Source organism: Marinobacter sp. MBR-99, assembly GCF_040547575.1.
Classification (GTDB): domain Bacteria; phylum Pseudomonadota; class Gammaproteobacteria; order Pseudomonadales; family Oleiphilaceae; genus Marinobacter.
Genome location: NZ_JBEPPY010000003.1, coordinates 198,609 through 220,388, shown reverse-complemented (window position 1 = coordinate 220,388; position 21,780 = coordinate 198,609). Strand labels below are relative to the sequence as shown.

General features: G+C 58.7%; 20 protein-coding genes. 14 read left to right on the top strand and 6 right to left on the bottom strand.

The window, feature by feature from the left end:
• Positions 1-36 precede the first annotated feature (36 nt).
• The 3 genes from ftsA to lpxC all read left to right on the top strand — a co-directional run bounded on the left by ftsA (position 37) and on the right by lpxC (position 3,666).
• On the top strand, positions 37-1,272 hold the full coding sequence (gene ftsA, locus ABIE59_RS04185) for a cell division protein FtsA (RefSeq protein WP_291828255.1): 1,236 nt from the start codon (positions 37-39) through the stop codon (positions 1,270-1,272).
• Positions 1,273-1,374: 102 nt separating this feature from the next.
• Entirely contained in the window at positions 1,375-2,532 is a 1,158-nt protein-coding gene (gene ftsZ, locus ABIE59_RS04180; RefSeq protein WP_058091003.1) for a cell division protein FtsZ, read from the top strand.
• A 216-nt stretch (positions 2,533-2,748) separates the two neighbouring features.
• Entirely contained in the window at positions 2,749-3,666 is a 918-nt protein-coding gene (gene lpxC / locus ABIE59_RS04175) for a UDP-3-O-acyl-N-acetylglucosamine deacetylase (protein ID WP_354444517.1), read from the top strand.
• Between the two features lie 11 nt (positions 3,667-3,677).
• Here lpxC and ABIE59_RS04170 read toward each other — a convergent pair whose 3' ends face one another.
• The gene (locus ABIE59_RS04170) at positions 3,678-4,130 is read right to left on the bottom strand and encodes a DUF721 domain-containing protein (RefSeq protein ID WP_354444515.1); all 453 of its coding nucleotides are present in this window, start codon (positions 4,128-4,130) and stop codon (positions 3,678-3,680) included.
• Positions 4,131-4,365: 235 nt separating this feature from the next.
• Between ABIE59_RS04170 and ABIE59_RS04165 the strand changes: the two genes are divergently transcribed.
• From ABIE59_RS04165 to ribA, 6 genes are all read left to right on the top strand, one after another.
• Positions 4,366-5,301, top strand: coding sequence for a M23 family metallopeptidase (locus ABIE59_RS04165; protein ID WP_354444513.1), 936 nt, complete (start codon positions 4,366-4,368; stop codon positions 5,299-5,301).
• Positions 5,302-5,390: 89 nt separating this feature from the next.
• The gene (secA, locus tag ABIE59_RS04160; RefSeq protein ID WP_354444511.1) at positions 5,391-8,123 is read left to right on the top strand and encodes a preprotein translocase subunit SecA; all 2,733 of its coding nucleotides are present in this window, start codon (positions 5,391-5,393) and stop codon (positions 8,121-8,123) included.
• A 102-nt stretch (positions 8,124-8,225) separates the two neighbouring features.
• The gene (gene argJ / locus ABIE59_RS04155) at positions 8,226-9,443 is read left to right on the top strand and encodes a bifunctional glutamate N-acetyltransferase/amino-acid acetyltransferase ArgJ (RefSeq protein WP_354444509.1); all 1,218 of its coding nucleotides are present in this window, start codon (positions 8,226-8,228) and stop codon (positions 9,441-9,443) included.
• Positions 9,424-10,404, top strand: a complete 981-nt coding sequence (locus ABIE59_RS04150; RefSeq protein ID WP_354444507.1) for a Nudix family hydrolase — start codon at positions 9,424-9,426, stop codon at positions 10,402-10,404. The genes argJ and ABIE59_RS04150 overlap by 20 nt, the downstream gene beginning before the upstream one ends.
• A gap of 91 nt (positions 10,405-10,495) precedes the next feature.
• Entirely contained in the window at positions 10,496-10,978 is a 483-nt protein-coding gene (moaC, locus tag ABIE59_RS04145; protein ID WP_354444505.1) for a cyclic pyranopterin monophosphate synthase MoaC, read from the top strand.
• 132 nt (positions 10,979-11,110) lie between these two features.
• Entirely contained in the window at positions 11,111-11,722 is a 612-nt protein-coding gene (gene ribA, locus ABIE59_RS04140; protein ID WP_058090995.1) for a GTP cyclohydrolase II, read from the top strand.
• Positions 11,723-11,796: 74 nt separating this feature from the next.
• Here the strand turns inward: ribA and dxs are convergent, their stop codons facing one another.
• The 4 genes from dxs to ABIE59_RS04120 form a co-directional block, all read right to left on the bottom strand.
• Complete coding sequence (gene dxs / locus ABIE59_RS04135) at positions 11,797-13,728, bottom strand: 1-deoxy-D-xylulose-5-phosphate synthase (RefSeq protein WP_354444502.1); 1,932 nt, start codon at positions 13,726-13,728, stop codon at positions 11,797-11,799.
• Positions 13,729-13,864: 136 nt separating this feature from the next.
• Positions 13,865-14,761 (bottom strand): (2E,6E)-farnesyl diphosphate synthase, encoded by an 897-nt coding sequence (gene ispA / locus ABIE59_RS04130; protein ID WP_354444500.1) that lies wholly within the window; start codon positions 14,759-14,761, stop codon positions 13,865-13,867.
• Positions 14,761-15,018 carry an exodeoxyribonuclease VII small subunit gene (locus ABIE59_RS04125; RefSeq protein ID WP_354444498.1) on the bottom strand — a complete coding sequence of 86 codons (258 nt, stop codon included), beginning with the start codon at positions 15,016-15,018 and terminating at the stop codon, positions 14,761-14,763. The genes ispA and ABIE59_RS04125 overlap by 1 nt, the downstream gene beginning before the upstream one ends.
• Before the next feature lie 57 nt (positions 15,019-15,075).
• The gene (locus ABIE59_RS04120; protein ID WP_354444496.1) at positions 15,076-15,849 is read right to left on the bottom strand and encodes an NRDE family protein; all 774 of its coding nucleotides are present in this window, start codon (positions 15,847-15,849) and stop codon (positions 15,076-15,078) included.
• A 98-nt stretch (positions 15,850-15,947) separates the two neighbouring features.
• Here ABIE59_RS04120 and ABIE59_RS04115 point away from each other — a divergent pair, with 98 nt between their 5' ends.
• The 4 genes from ABIE59_RS04115 (at position 15,948) to ABIE59_RS04100 (ending at position 19,248) form a co-directional block, all read left to right on the top strand.
• Positions 15,948-16,745, top strand: a complete 798-nt coding sequence (locus ABIE59_RS04115; protein ID WP_354444494.1) for a sulfite exporter TauE/SafE family protein — start codon at positions 15,948-15,950, stop codon at positions 16,743-16,745.
• A 10-nt stretch (positions 16,746-16,755) separates the two neighbouring features.
• On the top strand, positions 16,756-17,544 hold the full coding sequence (gene lgt / locus ABIE59_RS04110) for a prolipoprotein diacylglyceryl transferase (protein ID WP_354444492.1): 789 nt from the start codon (positions 16,756-16,758) through the stop codon (positions 17,542-17,544).
• Entirely contained in the window at positions 17,541-18,380 is an 840-nt protein-coding gene (locus ABIE59_RS04105; protein ID WP_354444490.1) for a thymidylate synthase, read from the top strand. Before lgt ends, ABIE59_RS04105 begins: the two co-directional genes overlap by 4 nt.
• A gap of 352 nt (positions 18,381-18,732) precedes the next feature.
• Positions 18,733-19,248 carry a dihydrofolate reductase gene (locus ABIE59_RS04100; protein WP_354444488.1) on the top strand — a complete coding sequence of 172 codons (516 nt, stop codon included), beginning with the start codon at positions 18,733-18,735 and terminating at the stop codon, positions 19,246-19,248.
• Between the two features lie 20 nt (positions 19,249-19,268).
• Here ABIE59_RS04100 and ABIE59_RS04095 read toward each other — a convergent pair whose 3' ends face one another.
• Entirely contained in the window at positions 19,269-20,792 is a 1,524-nt protein-coding gene (locus ABIE59_RS04095) for a DEAD/DEAH box helicase (protein ID WP_354444486.1), read from the bottom strand.
• Between the two features lie 197 nt (positions 20,793-20,989).
• Here ABIE59_RS04095 and ABIE59_RS04090 point away from each other — a divergent pair, with 197 nt between their 5' ends.
• Positions 20,990-21,778 carry an acyl-CoA thioesterase gene (locus ABIE59_RS04090; RefSeq protein ID WP_354444484.1) on the top strand — a complete coding sequence of 263 codons (789 nt, stop codon included), beginning with the start codon at positions 20,990-20,992 and terminating at the stop codon, positions 21,776-21,778.
• Positions 21,779-21,780 lie beyond the last annotated feature (2 nt).

The following is a 21,780-nucleotide window of genomic DNA, read 5'->3' as shown; positions in this document are numbered from 1 at the left end:
TAACGATTATTACGAACCTGGGGTTTGGTGAAACACATGTCATCGGTTGAAACGGAAAACATGATTGTCGGCCTGGATATCGGAACTTCCAAGGTGGTTGCGATTGTCGGCAAGCGCAAGATGGATGGAACCATCGAAGTGGTTGGTATCGGCTCACACCCGTCCCGCGGCCTCAAGCGGGGGGTGGTGGTGAATATTGAAACCACGGTTCAGGCCATCCAGCGGGCGGTGGAAGAAGCCGAGCTGATGGCTGGCTGCCGTATTCACTCGGTCTACGCAGGCATTGCGGGCAGTCATATCAAGAGCCTGAATTCCCACGGCATTGTGGCCATCCGCGACCGGGAAGTGACTCAGGCGGATATTGACCGGGTGATCGACGCGGCCCAGGCGGTTGCCATACCGGCCGATCAGAAAATTCTGCACATCCTGCCGCAGGAGTTTGTGATTGATAACCAGGAAGGCATCAAGGAGCCCATGGGCATGTCCGGTGTGCGCCTGGAAGCCAAGGTGCACCTGGTGACCTGTGCGGTCAACGCGGCACAGAACATCGAGAAATGTGTAAAGCGCTGCGGCCTTGAGGTAGACGACATCATCCTTGAGCAGCTGGCATCGAGCCACGCGATTCTGACCGAGGACGAAAAGGAGCTGGGTGTCTGCGTGGTGGATATCGGTGGGGGAACCACTGACATCGCGGTGTTTACCGGCGGTGCGATCCGCCATACCGCGGTGATTCCCATTGCCGGTGATCAGGTCACCAATGACATTGCCATGGCGCTGCGCACGCCAACGCAAAATGCCGAAGAGATCAAGATCAAATACGCCTGTGCGCTGACTCAGCTCGCCGGTGCCGATGAAACCATCAAGGTGCCCAGCGTCGGGGACCGGGCGCCCAGAGACCTGTCGCGGCAGGCGCTGGCAGAAGTGGTGGAGCCCCGTTACGAGGAGCTGTTCACGCTGGTGCAGTCGGAGCTTCGCCGCTCGGGATTCGAAGACATGATTCCCGCAGGCATCGTGATTACGGGCGGTTCATCCACCATGGAAGGGGTGGTGGAGCTGGCCGAAGAAATCTTCCACATGCCGGTAAGGCTCGCTTGTCCGCAGGCGGTCTCCGGCATGACAGAAGTGGTCAATAACCCGATCTACGCCACTGGTGTGGGGTTATTGATTCATGGCTTCCGGCAAATGGATCTTGGCCGGGCGCCGGTGCTCAAGGGGGAGGATGCGCCTTCTCTGGTTGAGCGCATGAAAGCCTGGTTTACCGGTCACTTCTGACGGTGAATCAGCAGGTAGTGCACGAAGGTATCTCGAAAAACACAAAACGATCGAAATAAACCGGTCTGGAAAGACCGGACACAGCACGAAGGAGTAGGGGATATGTTTGAACTCGTTGATAGTGTTCAGCAAAACGCAGTAATCAAGGTTGTCGGTGTTGGCGGTGGTGGCGGTAATGCCGTTCGTCACATGCTTAACAGCGACATCGAAGGTGTGGAATTTATCTGCGCCAACACCGACGCCCAGGCATTGAAAGACCTGGACGCCCGCCAGATTATCCAGCTGGGTGGCAATATCACCAAGGGCCTGGGTGCTGGTGCCAACCCGGAAGTGGGGCGTCAGTCTGCCCTGGAAGATCGCGACCGCATTGCGGAGGCACTCAGTGGCTCGGATATGGTCTTTATCACCGCTGGCATGGGTGGTGGAACCGGCACCGGTGCCGCACCGGTCGTGGCAGAAGTAGCTCGGGAACTGGGTATCCTGACCGTCGCCGTTGTCACCAAGCCGTTCCAGTTTGAGGGTGGCAAGCGGATGAGCGTGGCCGAGTCCGGTCTGAAAGAGCTGGGCGAGAGCGTTGACTCCCTGATCACCATCCCGAACGAGAAGCTGCTGGCGGTGATGGGTAAGAAGACCAGCCTGCTGGACGCCTTTGCCTCCGCCAACGACGTGTTGCTGGGCGCGGTTCAGGGTATCGCTGACCTGATCACCCGTAACGGTATGATCAACGTTGACTTCGCCGATGTTAAAACCGTGATGTCCGAAATGGGCAACGCGATGATGGGTACCGGCCGTGCCACTGGCGAGAACCGCGCCCGTGAAGCCGCAGAGGCCGCCGTTCGCAGCCCGCTGCTGGAGGACATCAACCTTCAGGGCGCCAAGGGTATCCTGGTCAACATTACCGCCGGCATGGATCTCAACCTGGGCGAATTCTCCGAAGTTGGCGACATCGTTCGTGAGTTTGCCTCCGACGCCGCCACGGTAGTGGTGGGCACGGTTATCGATCCGGAAATGACCGACGAGCTCAAAGTTACCGTTGTGGCAACCGGTCTCGGCGGTGAGCGTGAAAAGCCCACCAAGGTGGTGGATAACTCACGCACACTGGATGGCAAAACCGATTACAACCAGCTGGACCGGCCTGCTGTGCTGCGTCGTCGTGCGGTTTCGCAGGGCAATGTGGCGCTGGACCAGAGCAAAGAAAGCGAAGAGCAGGGCGTGGACTATCTCGATATTCCCGCATTCCTTCGCCGGCAGGCTGATTGATAATCTGTCTCACCTGTGTTCGGGGGTATCGGTTTCAACGCAGTTAAATGGAACCTTTAGTCCAGAATAAACGTGAGCTGGTTGGCCATAGCGGATGACTATTGCAATTTTTAAGTAAAGTCATGTTGGCTAAATGGTACTCAGTCTTGAATTCTGATATTCTCCGGGCAGTTTTTTGCTCAGAATATCGACTTTTTGTGACGGAATGATGAACCGATGATCAGACAACGGACACTCAAAAATACCATCCGTGCGACCGGTATCGGCCTGCACTCAGGGGAAAAGGTTTACCTGACCCTGAAGCCGGCTCCGGTTGATACGGGCATCATCTTCCGCCGTACGGACCTCGACCCGATGGTAGAGATCCGGGCATGCGCGGAAAATGTAGGTGAGACCATGCTGTCCACGACGCTGGTAAATGACGGTGTCCGTGTGGCGACCGTAGAGCATTTGCTCTCAGCCATGGCTGGTCTTGGCATTGACAACTGCTACGTGGAACTAAGCGCGGCGGAAGTGCCGATTATGGATGGTTCAGCTGGGCCGTTCGTATTCCTGCTGCAGTCGGCCGGCATTTCCGAACAGGATGCCGCCAAGCGCTTTATCCGCATCAAGCGGGAAGTCACCATCGAAGAAGGTGACAAGAAAGCGACCTTCCTGCCGTTTGAAGGCTTCAAGGTCAGCTTTGGTATCGATTTTGACCATCCGGTGTTCAAGGGTCGCGCCCAGACCGCAACGGTGGATTTCTCCAGCACGTCATTCGTGAAGGAGGTCTCCCGTGCCCGTACTTTCGGGTTCATGCGCGATATCGAAAAGCTGCGTGCGATGAACCTGGCGTTGGGTGGCAGTGTTGATAACGCCATTGTGGTCGACGACTACAAGATTCTTAACGAAGATGGCCTTCGTTACGATGATGAGTTCGTCAAGCACAAGGTTCTGGACGCGATCGGAGATCTCTACCTGCTGGGCAACAGCCTGATTGGCGAGTTCCGCGGCATCAAATCCGGTCACGACCTGAATAATAAGCTGCTGCGCAAGCTCAGGGCAGAAGAAGACGCATGGGAAGTGGTGACTTTCGACGATGAAGCGACCGCCCCCATCTCTTACATGAAGCCCGTGCTGGCGGCCCAGGCTTAAGGCGGGAGGCCTTAATCCCGGACGTGGCTTGCGAGTTTTTCGAGAACCTCGCGTAGTGCTTTATCCTTCGTGTGCCCGGCTTCCTCTTTGAGGAGCCGGGCATTTTCTTTGCTCAGGGGCGTCATTTTGACCACCGGTTTGTCGCGGTACCTCAGGGGTGACACCTTGATGCGGACTTTCCAGACAAATCTGAACAGCTCCTGCTCCCGTAACGCTTCCATAATCTCGTGTTGCCGGAACCTTAGCCGGGTAGCCTTGCTGGCATTGTCTGTGGCCAGCACCAGTTCTCCGTCGATGCAGCTGACAAAACGAGTGCCATCTGCCAGTTCTTCCGGAATCGCGTCCAGCACCAGTTGCTCCGCCTGCTGGTGGAGTTCTGCTTTGGTCAGCAGGGCTTTCAGAGTGGAGCCGGTGCTGGAAGCCACTTTGCCAAAGATCATTTTTTGGTCATTTTTTTTGCTCATAACCGGCTTTTTTCTCGACGGGACTGTTTACGATTGGTTACACTTCGGCACGCTTTGTGCGTAGCGCTGATAACACACTCGTTTTACATTGTGGGTAATGAGTATGTCTACCGGGCGCTGCGATTTATCAGTACGTAGTTGTTGCCAAGGATAGCAGAACCGCTCGGATGTTTATTTCCGGGCCGCAGCACTACAGGGACAGGTATGCGGCTCTTCAATGAAATCGAATGACGATATGAACGTAATATTCGTTGGCAAACGCCACGGCCGTTCCCGGGCAATCGCGCTCAACGCCGGCGTTGTTACAGCTCTGGTGTTTACCGTGCTGGCGCTGCTGTTGGCGGCTGGCTGGGCGGGTTATCAGGTGGCCGTGGCAAAGGCGGAAGCTAAAAAGCCCACAGAGACCGAACTGGTCTCCACCTGGCAAGACAAGCTTCAGGAACAGCGGGCCGAGGTGACCCGGGTTCGGGAGAGCGTGCAGCAGCAGGTGGACGCGCTAACACTTCGGCTTGGTGACATCCAGGGGCGCCTTCTGCGACTGGATGCCCTTGGTCAGCGCTTCGTTGAGTCGGGGCTGGTGGCCAGCGATGAGTTCAATTTTGATCAGCCGGCGGCCGTTGGTGGGCCAGAAGATGGTATGGGGGGTGAGTCCTACAGCGCCCCTGAGCTGACCGATATGATCGAGCAATTGGAGCGCACGCTGGATGATCGCGAAAAGCAGCTGCGATTGCTTGATAAGGTGGCGTCCCGCAACAAGCTTGAAGACGAGCTGTATCTGCAGGGCCGTCCCATTACCTGGGGTTGGTTGTCGTCCCCTTATGGATATCGTACCGATCCCTTTACCGGCAAGCGCCGCTGGCATGCCGGAGTGGATCTGGCAGGGAAGGAAGGCAGTGACATCATCACTGTCGGTGCCGGCGTTGTGACCTATGCCGGTGATCGCTTTGGCTACGGCAATCTGGTTGAGGTGGATCACGGCGACGGGCTGGTTACCCGTTATGCCCACGCCAAGACCATTAAGGTTGAAACCGGTGATGTGGTCCAGAAGGGGCAGGTTGTCGCGCTGATGGGGAGCACCGGCCGGTCTACTGGCCCCCACGTGCATTTTGAAGTAATCCGCAATGGCAAGTCCGAAAATCCTGAGAAATATATCCAGCGCGCAAGCCGCTGATTCCATTCCCGTGAACCCCACCTTTTGTCCTGTCGCCAAATAAGGTTAGAATGCCGGCTTCCTCCGTTTAACTGAAGAAGCAGTGGTCTATGTTCACAAAGCTTGCAACGAAGATGTTCGGCAGTAAAAACGCCAGAGAAATCAAGCGGATGCGCAAAACCGTTACGCGCATCAATCAACTTGAAGAGGCGCTGGGCGGGTTGTCGGATTCCGAGTTGCAGGGCAAGACCGCAGAATTTCGCCGGCGCCTCGATGAGGGCGAAGCCCTGGATGCCCTGCTGCCTGAAGCCTTTGCCACCGTTCGTGAAGCCAGTCGCCGGGTGATGGGCATGCGTCATTACGACGTACAGCTGATTGGCGGTATGACCCTGCACGAAGGCCGCATTGCCGAGATGAAGACCGGTGAGGGTAAAACCCTGGTGGCGACCGCGGCGGTTTATCTCAACGCATTGCCCGGCAAGGGCGTTCATGTTGTAACCGTCAACGATTACCTGGCAAGCCGTGACGCCGAGTGGATGGGCAAGCTGTATCGCTTCCTTGGCCTGACCATTGGTGTGGTCGTTGCCGGCCAGCCACCGGAAGAGAAACGCGCCGCCTACCAGGCAGATATCACCTACGGTACCAACAACGAATTCGGCTTTGACTACCTGCGCGATAACATGGCCTTCAGTATTGATGACAAGGTCCAGCGCGGTCTCAACTTTGCCATCGTGGATGAGGTGGATTCTATCCTGATCGACGAGGCCCGTACCCCCCTGATCATTTCTGGTGCGGCGGAAGATTCCTCGAAACTCTATCAGGCCATTAATACCCTGATTCCGAACCTTGAAAAAGGTGAGGTCAGTGAATCCGGAGAAAGCTCCGGTGACTTTACCATCGACGAAAAGTCCCGCCAGGTGGAACTCACCGAGGCTGGTCATGAGAAGGTTGAAGAGTTGCTGCTGGAACGGGGCTTGCTGCAAGAGGGCGAAAGCCTGTACTCGGCCGCCAACCTGAGCCTGCTGCACCACGTTCACTCAGCTCTGAGGGCTCATCACCTGTTCCAGAAGGATGTCGATTACATCGTTCAGGGCGGTCAGGTTGTGATCGTTGATGAGCATACTGGCCGGACCATGCCGGGCCGTCGCTGGAGCGAAGGCCTGCACCAGGCCATCGAGGCGAAAGAGGGCCTGAAGATCCAGGCCGAGAGTCAGACCCTGGCATCGACCACCTTCCAGAACTATTTCCGTCTGTACGACAAGCTGGCCGGTATGACCGGTACCGCCGATACCGAAGCCTTCGAATTCCGCCAGATCTACGGTCTGGACGTGGTGGTGATTCCGCCCAACAAGCCGATTCAGCGGATTGATTACAACGATCTGGTGTACCTGACCCAGGAAGAAAAATTTCACGCCATCATTGATGAGATCAAGGATGTGACCGGTGAAGGCCGGCCAATCCTGGTGGGTACGGCATCCATCGAAGCCTCTGAGTTGCTGTCCATGCTGCTCAAGAAAGCCCGGATCGAGCACAAGATCCTTAACGCCAAGCAGCATGATTCAGAAGCGCTGATTATTGCCCAGGCGGGCCGCCCCGGAGCGGTGACCATCGCAACCAACATGGCCGGCCGTGGCACGGACATTGTGTTGGGTGGTAACTGGGAATACGAAGTGGCCGCTCTGGGTAACCCGTCAGAGGAAGAAGTTGCCCGTATGAAGGCCGAGTGGACTGAGCGCCACAATCAGGTGCTGGATGCTGGTGGTCTTCATATTATCGGCACCGAGCGCCACGAATCGCGGCGGATCGATAACCAGTTGCGGGGCCGTGCCGGCCGTCAGGGCGACCCGGGTTCCTCCCGTTTCTTCCTGTCGCTGGAAGATAACCTGATGCGGATTTTTGCCCCTGAGCGGGTGAAGAACCTGATGCAGGCCATGGGCATGAAGAAAGGCGAGGCCATCGAACACCGGATGGTCACCAATGCCATCGAGAAGTCCCAGCGCAAGGTGGAAGGTCGTAACTTCGACATGCGTAAAACCCTGCTGGAATATGATGACGTGGCCAACGATCAGCGTACGGTGATCTATGATCAGCGTAACGAGGTGATGGCGTCTGACGACATCTCCGAGATGGTGGATACCATTCGCAGTGATGTGGTTGACGCCATGGTCAGCGAGTTTATCCCGCCCCAGAGCATGCCGGAGCAGTGGGATGTGGCCGGGTTGGAATCGCAGTTGCAGTCTGAGATGGCCATTGATTTGCCGATTCAGCAGTGGTTGGACGAAGACAGCAAGCTCTACGAGGAAAACCTGCGCCAGAAGATTCTTGACGCTATCGTCACCGAATATAAGGCGAAAGAAGAGATTGCCGGCGCAGAGCCCATGCGCAAGTTCGAGAAGCAGGTGTTCCTGCAGGTGCTCGATACCCTCTGGAAAGAGCATTTGTCGAACATGGATCATCTGCGCCGCGGTATTCACCTGCGCGGTTATGCCCAGAAGAATCCTAAGCAGGAATACAAGCGCGAAGCTTTCAACCTGTTCGAGACCATGCTCGATACCATGAAGCGTGACGTCACCCGTGTGCTGTGCCATGTCCGGGTTCAGAGCCGCGAAGAGATGGAAGAAATCGAGCGCCGCCGCAAGGAAGAACTTGAGCGGGAAATGGCTCGGGCCAAGTTGCAACACGAACAGACCAGCGCCACTCAGGGTGAGGACGCTGGCCAGGGTAACCAGGCTCAGGGCACCCCGGAGACCTTTGTTCGCCAGGAGCGCAAGGTGGGGCGCAACGAACCTTGTCCCTGTGGGTCTGGCAAGAAGTACAAGCAGTGTTGCGGTAAGGTCAGCTAAAGCCTGAGCAACAACCTCAGCACCAGAACCCGCAATCGGCCAGTGTAAGGGCGGTTTGCGGGTTTTGTCGTTTACAGTTTCGGATGAATTCAGGAGGCAGGCATGGCGGTAGGTCCCGGAACCTTACCCGAGTTTTACCCGGTGGCGGGTATCAAGGTGGGCATTGCGAGTGCGGGTATCAAAAAGCCCGGCCGCAAAGACATCGTAGTGTTCGAGCTGGTACCGGACGCGCGAGTGGCGGGCATTTTCACCCGCAACCAGTTCTGTGCGGCGCCGGTGGTACTGAGCCGGAAACATCTGGCCCAGGGAGCACCCCGTTACTTGCTGATCAATACCGGGAACGCCAATGCCGGAACCGGCGAACGCGGCATGGCCGATGCACTGCGCTGTTGTGAGGCGCTTGCGGCCGAGGCCAGAGTGAGCGCGGACGCAGTGCTGCCATTCTCTACGGGTGTGATCGGCGAGCCCCTGCCCGTCGACAAGATTGTCAAAGCGCTGCCGGAAGCTCTGGCCAATACCCGGGAAGACCGCTGGGCAGAAGCGGCCAGTGGCATCATGACCACCGACACTCGTCCCAAGGGAGCTTCGGTCCGCGTGGACCTGGGCGGCCATACGGTGACCATTTCCGGTATCAGCAAAGGCGCCGGGATGATCCGGCCAAACATGGCCACCATGCTCGGGTTTATCGCTACCGATGCCCGTATTGCACCCGACGTTCTGCAGTCACTGGCGTCGGAGCTGGGCGAGAAGTCGTTCAACCGGATTACCATCGATGGCGATACTTCCACCAACGATGCCTGCATGTTGATGGCCAGTGGCCAGTACGACGGGCCGGAGATTACTGCAGACAGTCCGCAGCTGCCGAAACTGAGGGAGGCACTTCGTCAAGTGTACCTGGACCTGGCCCACGCCATTGTCCGGGACGGTGAGGGCGCCACCAAGTTCGTCACCATCGATGTCAGCGGCGCCGCCAACCAGCAGGAAGCCCTGGATGTGGCCTATACCGTCGCGCACTCGCCGCTGGTAAAGACTGCACTGTTTGCTTCGGACCCGAACTGGGGCCGGATTCTGGCAGCGGTGGGGCGCGCCGGCGTACCGGATCTGGATCTGAGTGCCCTGGAAATCCATCTGGGTGATGTTTGCCTGGTGCGCAATGGCGGTCGCGCTGACGACTATTCCGAAGACCGGGGCCAGCGGGTTATGAACCAGGAAGAAATCACCATTGCCATCGACCTCAAGCGCGGTAGCGTTCAGGAAACCGTGTGGACCTGTGATTTCTCCCACGACTACGTGACCATCAATGCTGAATACCGTACCTGAGTCATCGGCCACGGCCGGGAAGAAACAGATCCATGTCGCCGTGGCCGTTATTATCCGTGATGGCAGAGTACTGATTGCCCGCCGCCCCGAACACGTGCATCAGGGTGGTCTGCTGGAGTTTCCGGGTGGCAAGGTGGAGCCTGGGGAAACGGTGCAGCAGGCGCTGGTTCGGGAAATCGCCGAGGAAACCGGTCTGCAGGTGCCTCTGGGCAGTCTGGAACCGGTCATCGGTATCCGCCATGACTATGGCGACAAACAGGTGTTCCTGGATGTCTGGAAAACCTGCAAGGCTGAGGGGCAGCCAGAGGGTCGGGAAGGGCAGCCGGTAAACTGGCTGAGGCCTTGCGAGCTCGCCGATGCGGATTTCCCTGCCGCCAACCGCCCGATCATTCGGGCACTCAATCTACCGCAGCGCCTCGCCATCGTCGGCCCCATGGCATCCTGGCAGGACGGCATCAGCCGGCTGGAGCGGTCGATCGGCGGGATGGCGGGACAGCTGGCTGTGCTTCGGGCGCCGCAGTTGCCGGATAACGACTACCGGAGACTGGCGGCGGAGGCTTTGCCGATCTGTTCCGGTGCTGGTGTCGGGCTGATTTTGCACGGACATCCGGGGTTGCTGGAAGCGTTTCCAAAGGCTGCCGGCCTGCACATGCCCTGGCGTGAGGCTCAGGCTCTCTCAGGGCGCCCTGTGCCGGCCGATCGATGGTTGGGGGTGTCTTGCCATGATCAGGGCCAACTGCGCCATGCAGCGACTCTAGGGGCAGATTACGCGACGCTTGGGCCGGTGCTGGAAACGCCCACCCATCCGGGGCAACCGGGAATGGGCTGGGAGCAGTTCGAATCCCTGGTGGCCGATGCCACCCTTCCAGTCTACGGGCTGGGGGGGCTGGCACCCAGTCATGAAACACTGTGTCGTGAACGGGGCGGCCAGGGCATTGCCGGCATTGGTTTCTGGTGGTGAGCCGTTGGCGGAGATTACGGATTTCCGTCGGCATCAGGCTATGCGACAGTAGACAAACAGTGACAGATCAACAATGAGCGGGGAGTGCAGTGTGAGCAAGTTGACCCATCTGGATGATAAGGGTGAAGCCCGAATGGTGGATGTGACGAGCAAGGCCGTCACCGAGCGGGAAGCCCGGGCGGAAGCGACCATCCGCATGGCCCCGGAAACCCTGCGAATGATTATTGAAGGAGAGCATCCCAAGGGCGATGTACTGGCTACCGCCCGCATTGCCGGCATCATGGCTGCCAAGAAAACCCATGACCTCATTCCCCTGTGCCATGCCCTGAATCTGACGTCGGTGAAAGTGGAGTTGTCTCCGGGGGCGGACGGCGCCTCGGTGCATATCCTTACCCGCTGCAAACTGTCGGGGCAGACCGGTGTCGAGATGGAGGCGCTCACCGCTGCCAGTGTTGCCGCGCTGACCCTGTACGACATGTGCAAAGCCGTGGATAAGGCCATGGTGGTGGATGGTGTTCGGCTGCTGGAAAAGAAGGGCGGCCGCTCGGGGCATTGGCGCGCGCCGGAACAATGATCTGCTCTCCGGCCATGGCCGTACTCTTACGGACCGCCCAGTATTCGGAGAGTAAATGTGCCAACACTACGCCAGGCAAGCAGCCGCATGATAGAATGCCCGCCCAATTTGTCAGAACCACGAGGAAACACAGTGGCTGTTCGTTACATTGAGACCTGCCGTTTGCCCACCCCCTTCGGTGTGTTCGACATGCACGGCTTTGAAGAGCCGGACACCGGAAAGGAGCATGTGGCACTGACGCTGGGTGATATTGATAGCGATGAGCCGCTGTTGGCACGTACCCATTCCGAATGCCTGACCGGTGATGCCCTGTACAGTATGCGTTGTGATTGCGGCTATCAGTTGGAAGAGGCGTTGCGCAGCATTGCTCGCGAAGGCCGTGGCATTTTGATGTACCTGCGCCAGGAAGGTCGTGGTATCGGGTTGTTGAACAAGATTCGCGCCTATCGGTTGCAGGACCAGGGCGCAGATACCGTAGAAGCGAATGAGCGGTTGGGCTTTGGCGCGGACTTGCGGGACTACAGCATGTGCAAGGATATGCTCGAGCACCTGGGCATCCGTAGTCTGAAGTTGATGACCAATAACCCGCGCAAGGTCAAGGCGCTGGAGTCTTACGGTATCCAGATTTCTGAACGCGTGCCCCTGCACGTGGGTCGAAACCCGCACAACGAGCACTACCTCAACACCAAGCAGAGCAAGCTCGGCCACTGGCTTGAGACTCATCAGGACGACGACCCGGCCTGATCCATCGGCTGGCCCTGACTGCGCCGACTGGCAAGCTCGGCTGATTGCGCGACTGTGCCATCAGCCAACAGAGACTACTTAATGGCGGTCAGGGCGGTTTTGCCGACGCGGTCAAGCCGGCTGGCGATGGCGTTGCGGATACCCTCTGGGTCCAGCCCGCATTCCTTGAGTAATTCCCCGTGTTTGCCATGGTCGACAAAGCGGTCTGGCAAGCCCAGCTGCAGTATCGGCAGCATCACTTCCCGGTTATTCAGGCATTCGGTCACTGCACTGCCGGCGCCGCCAGCCACCACGTTCTCTTCCAGCGTCACCAGCAGGTCGTGTTTCTCGGCCAGTTCCAGCACCAGATCCTCATCCAGCGGTTTAACGAAGCGCATATCAGCCACTGTGGCATTCAGACTATCGGCTGCCTGCATGGCGGAATCCAGCAGGGTGCCAAAATTGAGAATGGCGACCCGTGCGCCCTCACGCATAATCCGGCCTTTGCCAATGGGCAAGGCTTTCAGCGCCTGCTGGATTTCGGCACCGGGGCCTGTACCCCGGGGGTAGCGCACAGCAGCCGGGCCGCGGTACTGAAGGCCGGTGTGCAGCAGCTGGCGGGTTTCGTTTTCATCTGAGGGGGTCATCACCACCATTTTCGGGATGCAGCGAAGATAGCTGATGTCGAATGCCCCGGCGTGGGTCGGGCCATCCTCGCCCACCAGCCCGGCACGGTCGATGGCAAACAGCACGTCCAGATCCTGGATGGCGACGTCATGAATCAGCTGGTCGTAGCCGCGCTGCAAGAAGGTCGAGTAGATTGCTACTACCGGTTTGGCACCGTCACAGGCCAGGCCGGCGGCCAGGGTGACTGCATGCTGCTCGGCGATGGCCACGTCAAAGTAGCGGTCCGGGAAACGCTCGCAGAACGCCAGCAGGTCTGAGCCCTCGCACATGGCGGGGGTGATGCCGACCACTCGCTCATCCTGCTCAGCGGCATCGCACAGCCACTGGCCGAAGACATTGGCGTATTTGGGTTTGGCCTGCTTTGGTTTCACCGGTTCCGGTTTGCTCGGAGGTACCGGCTCGATCTTGTTGATGGCGTGATAGCCAATGGGGTCTGCCTCGGCGGGCGCAAAACCTTTACCTTTGGTCGTCACCACGTGCAGGAACTGCGGGCCGTCCAGTTCACGGATATTCTCAAGGGTTTCAACCAGCAATGGCAGGTCGTGGCCGTCAATGGGTCCGATGTAGTTGAAGCCTAACTCTTCGAACAGTGTGCCTGGAGCAATCATGCCTTTGAAGTGCTCTTCGGTTTTCTTGGCCAGTGCCATCAGGTGCGGGGTGCTTTTCAGCACTTTTTTACTGCTGTCCCGAACCTGATTGTAGGTACGGCTGGCCAGCAGCTTGGCGAAATAGTTGGACAGCCCACCCACATTGCGGGAAATCGACATGTCGTTATCGTTCAGGATTACCAGCATGTCGGCGTGCAGGTGGCCGGCGTGGTTCAGTGCCTCAAAGGCCATGCCCGCGGTCATGGCGCCATCGCCGATCACGGCGATGCTCTTGCGCCCCGTGTTCTGCATGCGGGCGGCAATGGCCATGCCCAGGGCGGCACTGATGGAGGTGCTGGAGTGGCCAACGCCGAAGGTGTCGTATTCGCTTTCCGCACGCTTCGGGAACCCGGCCAGGCCGTCCTTGCGGCGGATACTGCCCATCTGTTCCCGGCGCCCGGTCAGGATCTTGTGGGGGTAGGCCTGGTGGCCGACATCCCAGACCAGGCGATCTTCAGGCGTGTTGAAGACATAGTGCAGGGCGACGGTCAGTTCCAGAACCCCGAGACCGGCACCGAAGTGCCCGCCGGTCTGGCCCACAGACCAGAGCAGGAAGGCCCGGAGTTCCCTGGCCAGTTGTGGTAAATCTTCTTCGGGCAGGGTACGCAGCTGGGCGGGCACGTCAATCCGGTCAAGAATGGGCGTGTTGGGCCGCTGCGACGGGATTTCCCTGAAAATGTATGTGTCCTGCATCAGCTCGGGTCTTTATCGGAATATGGATTCTGTGACTGGCATTATAAGGGAACAGGGAGGTCTGTTTCACACTTCCCGGGCCAGATGTTACAAAACGGTATCGTCAGGCTGGCGGATTTTTGGTTGCCAGCGCGGCTTAGTGGCTTCTGGCCACAACGAAATCGGCCATGGCCCTCAGCACTTCAGCCTCGTCGCCAAAGCTGTCCAGGGCGCTTTGGGCCTGGGCAAGCAGCTGTTCAAGGTGTTCCCGGGCCCCGGCAATACCCAGCAGGGCCGGATAGGTCGGCTTTTCCCTGGCGGCATCCGATCCTTGCCGCTTTCCGATCACTTCGGTATCGCCTTCAATATCCAACAGGTCGTCCTGCACCTGGAATGCCAGGCCCAGGGCGCTGGCGAACTCCGACAGGGCGGCCAGTTGTTTATCCGTGACGGAGGCGGATGTCAGTGCGCCCAGGCGAACGCTGGCTTCGATCAGGGCACCGGTTTTATGGCGGTGCATGGATTCAAGCTGTTCGATGGTCAGGCGGTGGCCGACGGATTCCAGATCAATCGCCTGGCCACCAACCATTCCCTGATGACCACTGGCAGACGCCAGCTCCCGGATCATCGCTATGCGTTGTTGGTCGGACAGCCCCGGGGCCTCCGCCAACAGAGCAAAGGCCAGGGTTTGCAGGGCATCGCCGGCCAGTATTGCGGTGGCTTCATCAAACGCGATATGAACGGTTGGCCTGCCGCGTCGGAGGTCGTCGTCATCCATGGCGGGCAGATCGTCATGCACCAGGGAATAGGCGTGAACCAGTTCCAGCGCACAGGCGGGAGTCAACGCTGTGGATGATTCGGCGCCGATGGCTCGGGCGGCAGCCAGGCACAGCGCCGGGCGAATGCGTTTGCCACCACCCAGAACGCTGTAGCGCATGGCGTCATCCAGCCTGGGGGAGGCGGCGCCATTGCGAATTGAGCGCTCCAGTGCCTGGTCAATTTGCCGGCGGCACTGTTCCAGGAACTCCTGAGCGAGAGAAAGGCGCTCACTCATCAGTTGGCATCATCCGCTGAAAAAGGACGCGTCTCCAGGGAGCCATCACTGTTCTGAACCAGCTGTTCTACACGTTGTTCGGCGGTTTTCAGGGCGGTCTGGCATTCGCGGGTGAGCTTTACGCCCCGCTCGAAGGCGGCGAGGGACTGTTCCAGCGAAAGCTCCCCCTGCTCAAGGTCACGAACCAGTTGCTCCAGCTCGTCCAGGGATTTTTCAAAGTCGGCAATGGATGTGCTGCTGTTATTCTCGCCGGCCATGGGCGACCTCCGGTCGGATGTTTCGGAAATTGCGCGGATTATATCAGAGTCCCTGAGCTATCGCTGCCAGGCGAATTGGCGTTTTTCGAGCGTTGTGGCATTCGGCCCCCAGGATTGCTCGGTGACTGAAATCTGGCCCAGTCGAGACACGGTCACAACCGTGGTAGCGCGGGTTCCGTAGTGATCGCCGACAATGAATGGCGATGACAGAAACCGCTCGGTTTCGATGCCAACACCAGTATCCGGCAGGCTCTGGTCTGGTGCTGGCGTGGTGTCCTGTAGCAGTGACAGCAGCTGGTCATGCAGTGGTTCCGGGTCTTTACTTGACTGTTCCACGCAATGGCCAACAGCCGTGCGCAGCCGTAGCAGTTTCGGCCAGGGAGTCTGCAGCAGATGGTTGCTCAGGCCGTAAACGCCACGGAAAACCCGCCGGCCCGGGTGAGCGTCCCGGTTGCTGTAATACCAGCCACCGAGCCCCGCGAGTTTCACCAGATTGAACCCTGCATAGCGCCCCGGCTCCTCGTCCAGTGAGGATCGCAGCTCTCTGATTGGGTGATTGAGTGCATCTAATGGCAGCTCGCCACGGCTTCGGCGCCCCGTCTCGGCACTTCCTTCCCGCACATTGGTGACGGCGGCGACCGCGCCGTCAGCGCTGACGGCTAACCAGGTGCCACCGGATTCCATGTCCCGCCCGGCCAGAATTCGGTGGCCGCTGTTGTCCTGCCACCAGTCCATGGCAGCGGTGGGGCGTCGGAAGAACTCGTCCCGGTTGGCCGCCACCACCAGCGGAAACTCCGGGTTCTGTCCGATGGCAAAAGCAATAAGGCACATGGTTGATGGCAATCCTTTTATTGAATTGGGAGGCTGCAGCGATTGGCAACAATGCGTATCATACCAGCCTTATTTCTACCCGGGATTAAGCAAAAAACATGACCCTGATCGGTATATTCGCTCTTTATCTGATACTCGGTGCACTGGCAGGCACCATGGCGGGCCTGTTTGGCATCGGCGGTGGCCTGGTCATTGTTCCCGTACTGATTTTCACTTTCGGGTTCCAGGGCTTCAGTTCTGAGGTTGCTGCCCATCTCGCCATTGGTACCTCCCTGGCCACTATCGTGTTTACGTCCATCAGTTCCATACGCACTCACCACGTTCACGGGGCCGTGCGATGGGAACTGGTGCGGCCCATGACGGTCGGAATCATCATTGGAGCTCTGGTCGGCGCCTGGACGGCGTCGCTGTTGAGTGGCCCGATGCTGAAAACCATCATTGGTGCGTTCGCTATTCTGGTGGCGCTGAAAATGCTGCTGGAAGCAAATCCGAAGCCTGGCCGGGATGTGCCGGGAAACGCCGGGCTTTGGGGAGCTGGCGGGCTTATTGGCTGGGCATCTGCCATCTTCGGAATTGGCGGTGGCACACTCTCGGTGCCTTACCTGATCTGGTGCAACGTTCGTATGCAGCAGGCCGTTGCCACGTCCGCTGCCATCGGTTTGCCAATTGCCCTGGCCGGCGCTGCCGGTAACATCTGGACCGGCTGGCAGAACCCGGAACTGCCGGATCTCAGTGTTGGGTTTATCTATTTACCGGCGTTGGTCGGTATCGTCGCCACCAGTGTCTTTTTTGCCCGGTTCGGTGCAAAGCTGGCGCACAAGCTGGATGGCCGCCTGTTGAAAAAGATATTTGCCATTGTGCTGATCATCGTCGGCCTCCGATTCCTGCTGAGTTGAGAGCGTATTCATGTTGCAACACCCGCAGATTGACCCGGTGGCTATCGCCATCGGCCCCCTGAAAATTCACTGGTATGGCCTGACCTACCTGGTCGGTTTTGCTGTCGGCTGGTGGCTTGGCCGCCTGCGTAGCCGCAAACCCTGGTCGCCCCTGAATGAAGAGCAAGTGGGTGACCTGCTGTTTTACATAGCGCTGGGTGTCATTCTCGGTGGACGTTTCGGTTATGTGGTGTTTTACAATTTCGATGCCTTCGTGGCCGACCCTCTGTGGCTATTGCGGGTATGGGAAGGCGGCATGTCCTTCCACGGAGGCTTGCTGGGGGTGATGCTGGCCATGTGGTGGTTCGGGCGTAAAAGTTCGGCGGGGTTCTGGCGCATTGCCGATTTCGTGGCACCACTGGTGCCTGTCGGCCTGGGCGCCGGCCGCCTGGGCAACTTTATCAACGGCGAGCTCTGGGGCAAGCCCACGGACGTGTCCTGGGGCATGGTGTTCCGCACCGCTCCCGACAGCCTGGCCCGGCACCCCTCGCAGCTCTATCAGTTTGCCCTGGAAGGTGTGGTGCTGTTTGCCATCCTGTGGTGGTTTTCCTCCAAGCCCCGGCCGAAAATGGCGGTCTCTGGCCTGTTCCTGGCCTGCTACGGCAGCTTCCGCTTCCTGACCGAATTTTTCCGCCAGCCTGACCCGCAACTGGGTTACCTGGCCTTCGACTGGCTGACGATGGGGCAGGTGCTGTCATTGCCCATGGTGATCGCCGGTGCTGCCCTGATTACGATTGCTTACCGGAGAAACGCTGCATGAAAGCCTACCTCGACCTGATGCAAGACGTTGTCGACAACGGATTCGACAAGGGCGACCGCACCGGCGTTGGCACCCGCTCCGTGTTTGGCCGGCAGATGCGCTTTAACCTGCAGGAAGGCTTCCCGCTGGTGACCACCAAAAAAGTTCACCTGCGTAGCATCATCTACGAGTTGCTATGGTTCCTGAAAGGTTCCACTGACAACACCTGGCTTGCGGAACGAAAGGTCAGTATCTGGAATGAATGGGCACTCGATAATGGCGACCTGGGGCCAATTTACGGCAAGCAGTGGCGCAGCTGGCAGTGCCATGACGGTCGGGTGATCGATCAGATCAGCGAGGTGATCGAGCAAATCCAAACCAAGCCCAACTCCCGACGCCTGATTGTCTCCGCCTGGAACCCGGCGGAGCTGCCGGATGAGTCGGTCAGTCCGCAGGAGAATGTGCGGGAAGGGCGCATGGCGCTGGCTCCCTGCCACTGTCTGTTCCAGTTCTATGTGGCGGACGGTAAGCTGTCTTGTCAGTTGTACCAGCGCAGTGCGGATCTGTTTCTGGGGGTGCCTTTCAATATTGCGTCGTATGCGTTGTTGACCCACATGATTGCCCAGCAGTGTGATCTGGATGTTGGTGAGTTTGTGCATACGTTTGGGGACTGTCATCTGTACAGCAATCACCTGACTGACGATATTGTCTTCGAGCAGCTAAAGCGCGAGCCCCGTGCGTTGCCGAAGCTGGTGATCAAGCGCAAGCCGGAATCGATTTTTGATTACGAGCTGGAAGACTTCGAATTTGAAGGTTATGACCCTTACCCGGTCATCAAGGCCCCTATTGCGATTTAATTGATAGCCTGGCGGTGTTTTCGTCAGACGGGCCCGCGAGTATGGGAGTCTGCTGCCAAGCGGGTGGGGCTTTCCGAAAAGCGCCTCAAGACGTCCCTGTGCGGCTTCGGCTCCGCCATCCCTGGCTCCGCAGATTTTCGGAAAGCCCCACCCGCTTGCCAGCGATCAGGCTGCGAGATAGATCGCAGTAAATGAAGTCATACAGTGAAGTTTGGGTGCGAGGGGCGGGAGCTGGTTTTCAAAACTGTGCGGAGCCAGGGATGGCGGAGCCCAAGCGTCACATGGATGTGCTTGAGCGTGTTTTGAAAACCAGCTCCCGCTCCTCGCTAACTCCAGGCTATGAGGACTAAATATGAGAAAGGCACTGATTGTTGCGATGTCCCGGAACCGCGTCATTGGGCGGGACAATAAGCTTCCCTGGTATCTGCCTGGCGATCTGCGTTACTTCAAGCAAGCCACTATGGGTAAGCCCATCATCATGGGGCGGAAAACCTGGGATTCTATCGGTAGGCCACTGCCGGGACGGATGAACGTCGTCATTTCACGGAATGCAGACTGGCAGGCGCCGGCCGGTACGGTTGCGTCGGCATCATTGGATGAGGCGCTGGTCAAGGCTCAGGCCCAGGCGGAGCTGGAGGGTGGTGATGAGGTAATGATTATCGGCGGTGGCCAGATCTACGCCGAGGCACTGCCCATGGTCGACCGGATGTACATCACACAAGTACACGCCGAAGTAGATGGCGACGCTTACTTTCCGGAAGTGAACTGGGATGACTGGGAAGAGATCGGACGCGAAGATTTCTCCGCGTCTGACAATAATCCCTACAACTACAGCTTTGTCGTCTACCAGCGTAGCCGGTCAGCCTGACCGGCTAGCGGTTCTGGCCCTTAGCGCGGGGCGCGCTTTGGGTTATTGGCAGAGGGCTTGCCGCCTTTGCCAGCAGGCTTGCCCTTGGGCGGTCCCTTGCGGAAGCCGGGCTTGCCATCTTTGCTGAATTTCTTGCCGGGGCCACCCTTGCGAAAACCGCCTTTGCCCGGAGGCGGGCCTTTGCGGTCGCGACGGGGCGCTGCCGACACTTCCGGCAGGGCTTCGGGCTGCTCCAGTGGCAGTGAATCCGGCTGGGAGGCTTCCAGCAAGCAGGCCAGGGCGCCAGCAACGGCGGCCATGTCCATGTCATTGCGCTCGGCAATGTCGTCCAGCAGGGCAATGGCCTTGGCAGATCGGGGATCGTTGGTGAAGCCCAGCAGTTGCTCTTCAAACTGCTCTACCCGCATTTTCTGCAGCGCAGCCGGTGACGGCAGCTGGTACGGTTCCATCGGCGAGTTGGTGGCCCGCTCCAGGGTGCGCAGCCAGCTGCGCTCGCGCGGGGTTACCAGCAAAATCGCCTTACCGGTGCGTCCGGCACGGCCGGTGCGGCCAACCCGGTGGATGTACGCCTCGGTGTCGTAGGGTACGTCGTAGTTGATCACGTGGGTGATTCGGGGCACGTCCAGGCCTCGGGCCGCAACGTCGGTGGCAATAATGATGTCTTTTTTGCCGCGCTTCAGATCTTCTACGGTCTGTTCACGCTGGCGCTGGTTCAGGTCGCCGCTCAGAGGCGCAACCGCATGGCCGCGAGCCGACAGCTTTTCAGCCAGCAGGGTAGTCTCAGCCTTGGTGCGCACAAAAATAATGGAGGCGTCGAACGGCTCCACTTCCAGGATGCGGGTCAGGGCGTCCAGTTTACGCTCGGCATAGACCGGTAATACGAATTGAGAAATACGCTCAACGGTGCGGGTTTCGCTCTCGATGCGCACTTCAGTGGCGTTTTTCAGATAGGTCTGCGCAACCTTCTTGATCTGTGGCGGCATGGTGGCCGAGAACAGGGCGCGCTGACAGGTGTCCGGAGTTTTGGCCAGAATCGCCTCTACGTCGTCAATAAAGCCCATGCGCAGCATTTCGTCGGCTTCATCAAGTACCAGGGCGCGCAGGTTGTCCAGCTTCAGGGTGCCCTTGCGCAGGTGGTCCAGCAAGCGGCCGGGGGTACCTACAATGACCTGGGCACCGCGTTTCAGGCCGCGAATCTGGGGAGAAAAATCCTGGCCACCGTAAATCGGCAGTACGTGAAAATGCCGGAACTTGCTGGCGTAGGTGGTGAACGCCTCGGCCACCTGAATGGCCAGCTCCCGGGTAGGCGCCAGCACCAGAATCTGCGGCTCGGCGATGCTGGCGTCAATGCGGCTCAACAGTGGAAGCGCAAAGGCGGCCGTTTTGCCTGTGCCGGTCTGGGCAACACCCAGCAGGTGATTGCCGGCCAGCAGGGCTGGAATGGATTGCGCCTGGATGGGCGACGGAGTTTCATAGCCAACAGCGGCAACGGCTTCCAGTACTGCTGGATCCAGCCCCAGTTCGGCAAAAGACAATTCTGACATGAATGTACTCGGTATTCGGAGGGTATCGCATTACAAATGCAATGCATGATTTTGAAGTATTATAGTCGGTTTGGGCAGCCTTTAACATGACTATTGCCGGTAATAGGGTAGGTAGTTGCCGGGGAAGCCGCTTGCCTGACCGATAAATCTGCGGCAGTCTTTGTTGTTTGCAGGCTAATTAACAGGAATGGAAGAGTATGACGTTTGATGAGCTTCTGAGTTCGGTGCGCGAGAGCCGGGAAGTGGTCATTCCGGCCAGTTGGGGGCAGGGGCGAGCCACCTTCGGAGGGCTGGTAGCGGCACTGGCATTCGATGTGATGGCGTCGAAAGTTGCTCCGGGCAGGGCCATGCGGGCTTTGCAGGTGTCTTTTGTCGGGCCGGTGGAACCGGATGCACCTGCGATAATCGAGGCAGAGTTGTTGCGTGAGGGTAAGGCGGTTTCCCAGGTGCAGGGAAGAATCCTGCAGAACGGTGAGACCAGGCTGGCGTGCCTGGCCAGTTTTGGTGGTGACCGGGAGTCGTCGGTTCAACTGGCGCCATCGCCTGCCCCGGAGGCTGTTCCTGTAGACCAGTGTCAGGAGTTGTCATACATTCCCGGGGTTACCCCGGAATTTACACAACATATTGAAATGCGCTGGGCGTTCGGCCACATGCCTTTTTCCGGAAAGGGTGGTCGTGAGATGGGAGGCTGGATGCAGTTCCGGGAGACGCCCTCTGTCCTGACCGACGCGCATATCGTGGCGTTGGTGGATGCCTGGCCGCCTGCTTTATTGCCACATCTGAAAGGCCCGGCACCGGCCAGTTCCCTGAGCTGGGCGTTGGAGATTGTGCATCCGCGGCCGGCAATGAAGCCTGGGGAGTGGCTGCTCTACAGGGCCACGATTGATCAGGCAGGAGCCGGTTACGGCCATACCCATGCCGGTATCTGGACCGAGCGGGGCGAATTGGTGGCGCTGAGTCGCCAGACGGTGACCGTCTTTGGTTGAGA

What these genes read in the sequence shown, in the direction of transcription:
- lgt (WP_354444492.1), top strand. Translation starts at nt 16,756, where the DNA reads ATGTTGCAACACCCGCAGATTGACCCGGTGGCTATCGCCATCGGCCCC.
- ABIE59_RS04150 (WP_354444507.1), top strand. Translation starts at nt 9,424, where the DNA reads ATGCTGAATACCGTACCTGAGTCATCGGCCACGGCCGGGAAGAAACAG.
- ABIE59_RS04095 (WP_354444486.1), bottom strand. Translation starts at nt 20,792, where the DNA reads ATGTCAGAATTGTCTTTTGCCGAACTGGGGCTGGATCCAGCAGTACTG.
- ispA (WP_354444500.1), bottom strand. Translation starts at nt 14,761, where the DNA reads ATGAGTGAGCGCCTTTCTCTCGCTCAGGAGTTCCTGGAACAGTGCCGC.
- ABIE59_RS04120 (WP_354444496.1), bottom strand. Translation starts at nt 15,849, where the DNA reads ATGTGCCTTATTGCTTTTGCCATCGGACAGAACCCGGAGTTTCCGCTG.
- ABIE59_RS04105 (WP_354444490.1), top strand. Translation starts at nt 17,541, where the DNA reads ATGAAAGCCTACCTCGACCTGATGCAAGACGTTGTCGACAACGGATTC.
- lpxC (WP_354444517.1), top strand. Translation starts at nt 2,749, where the DNA reads ATGATCAGACAACGGACACTCAAAAATACCATCCGTGCGACCGGTATC.
- argJ (WP_354444509.1), top strand. Translation starts at nt 8,226, where the DNA reads ATGGCGGTAGGTCCCGGAACCTTACCCGAGTTTTACCCGGTGGCGGGT.
- ftsA (WP_291828255.1), top strand. Translation starts at nt 37, where the DNA reads ATGTCATCGGTTGAAACGGAAAACATGATTGTCGGCCTGGATATCGGA.
- dxs (WP_354444502.1), bottom strand. Translation starts at nt 13,728, where the DNA reads ATGCAGGACACATACATTTTCAGGGAAATCCCGTCGCAGCGGCCCAAC.
- ABIE59_RS04165 (WP_354444513.1), top strand. Translation starts at nt 4,366, where the DNA reads ATGAACGTAATATTCGTTGGCAAACGCCACGGCCGTTCCCGGGCAATC.
- ABIE59_RS04170 (WP_354444515.1), bottom strand. Translation starts at nt 4,130, where the DNA reads ATGAGCAAAAAAAATGACCAAAAAATGATCTTTGGCAAAGTGGCTTCC.
- ABIE59_RS04100 (WP_354444488.1), top strand. Translation starts at nt 18,733, where the DNA reads ATGAGAAAGGCACTGATTGTTGCGATGTCCCGGAACCGCGTCATTGGG.
- ABIE59_RS04125 (WP_354444498.1), bottom strand. Translation starts at nt 15,018, where the DNA reads ATGGCCGGCGAGAATAACAGCAGCACATCCATTGCCGACTTTGAAAAA.
- secA (WP_354444511.1), top strand. Translation starts at nt 5,391, where the DNA reads ATGTTCACAAAGCTTGCAACGAAGATGTTCGGCAGTAAAAACGCCAGA.
- ABIE59_RS04115 (WP_354444494.1), top strand. Translation starts at nt 15,948, where the DNA reads ATGACCCTGATCGGTATATTCGCTCTTTATCTGATACTCGGTGCACTG.
- ABIE59_RS04090 (WP_354444484.1), top strand. Translation starts at nt 20,990, where the DNA reads ATGACGTTTGATGAGCTTCTGAGTTCGGTGCGCGAGAGCCGGGAAGTG.
- ftsZ (WP_058091003.1), top strand. Translation starts at nt 1,375, where the DNA reads ATGTTTGAACTCGTTGATAGTGTTCAGCAAAACGCAGTAATCAAGGTT.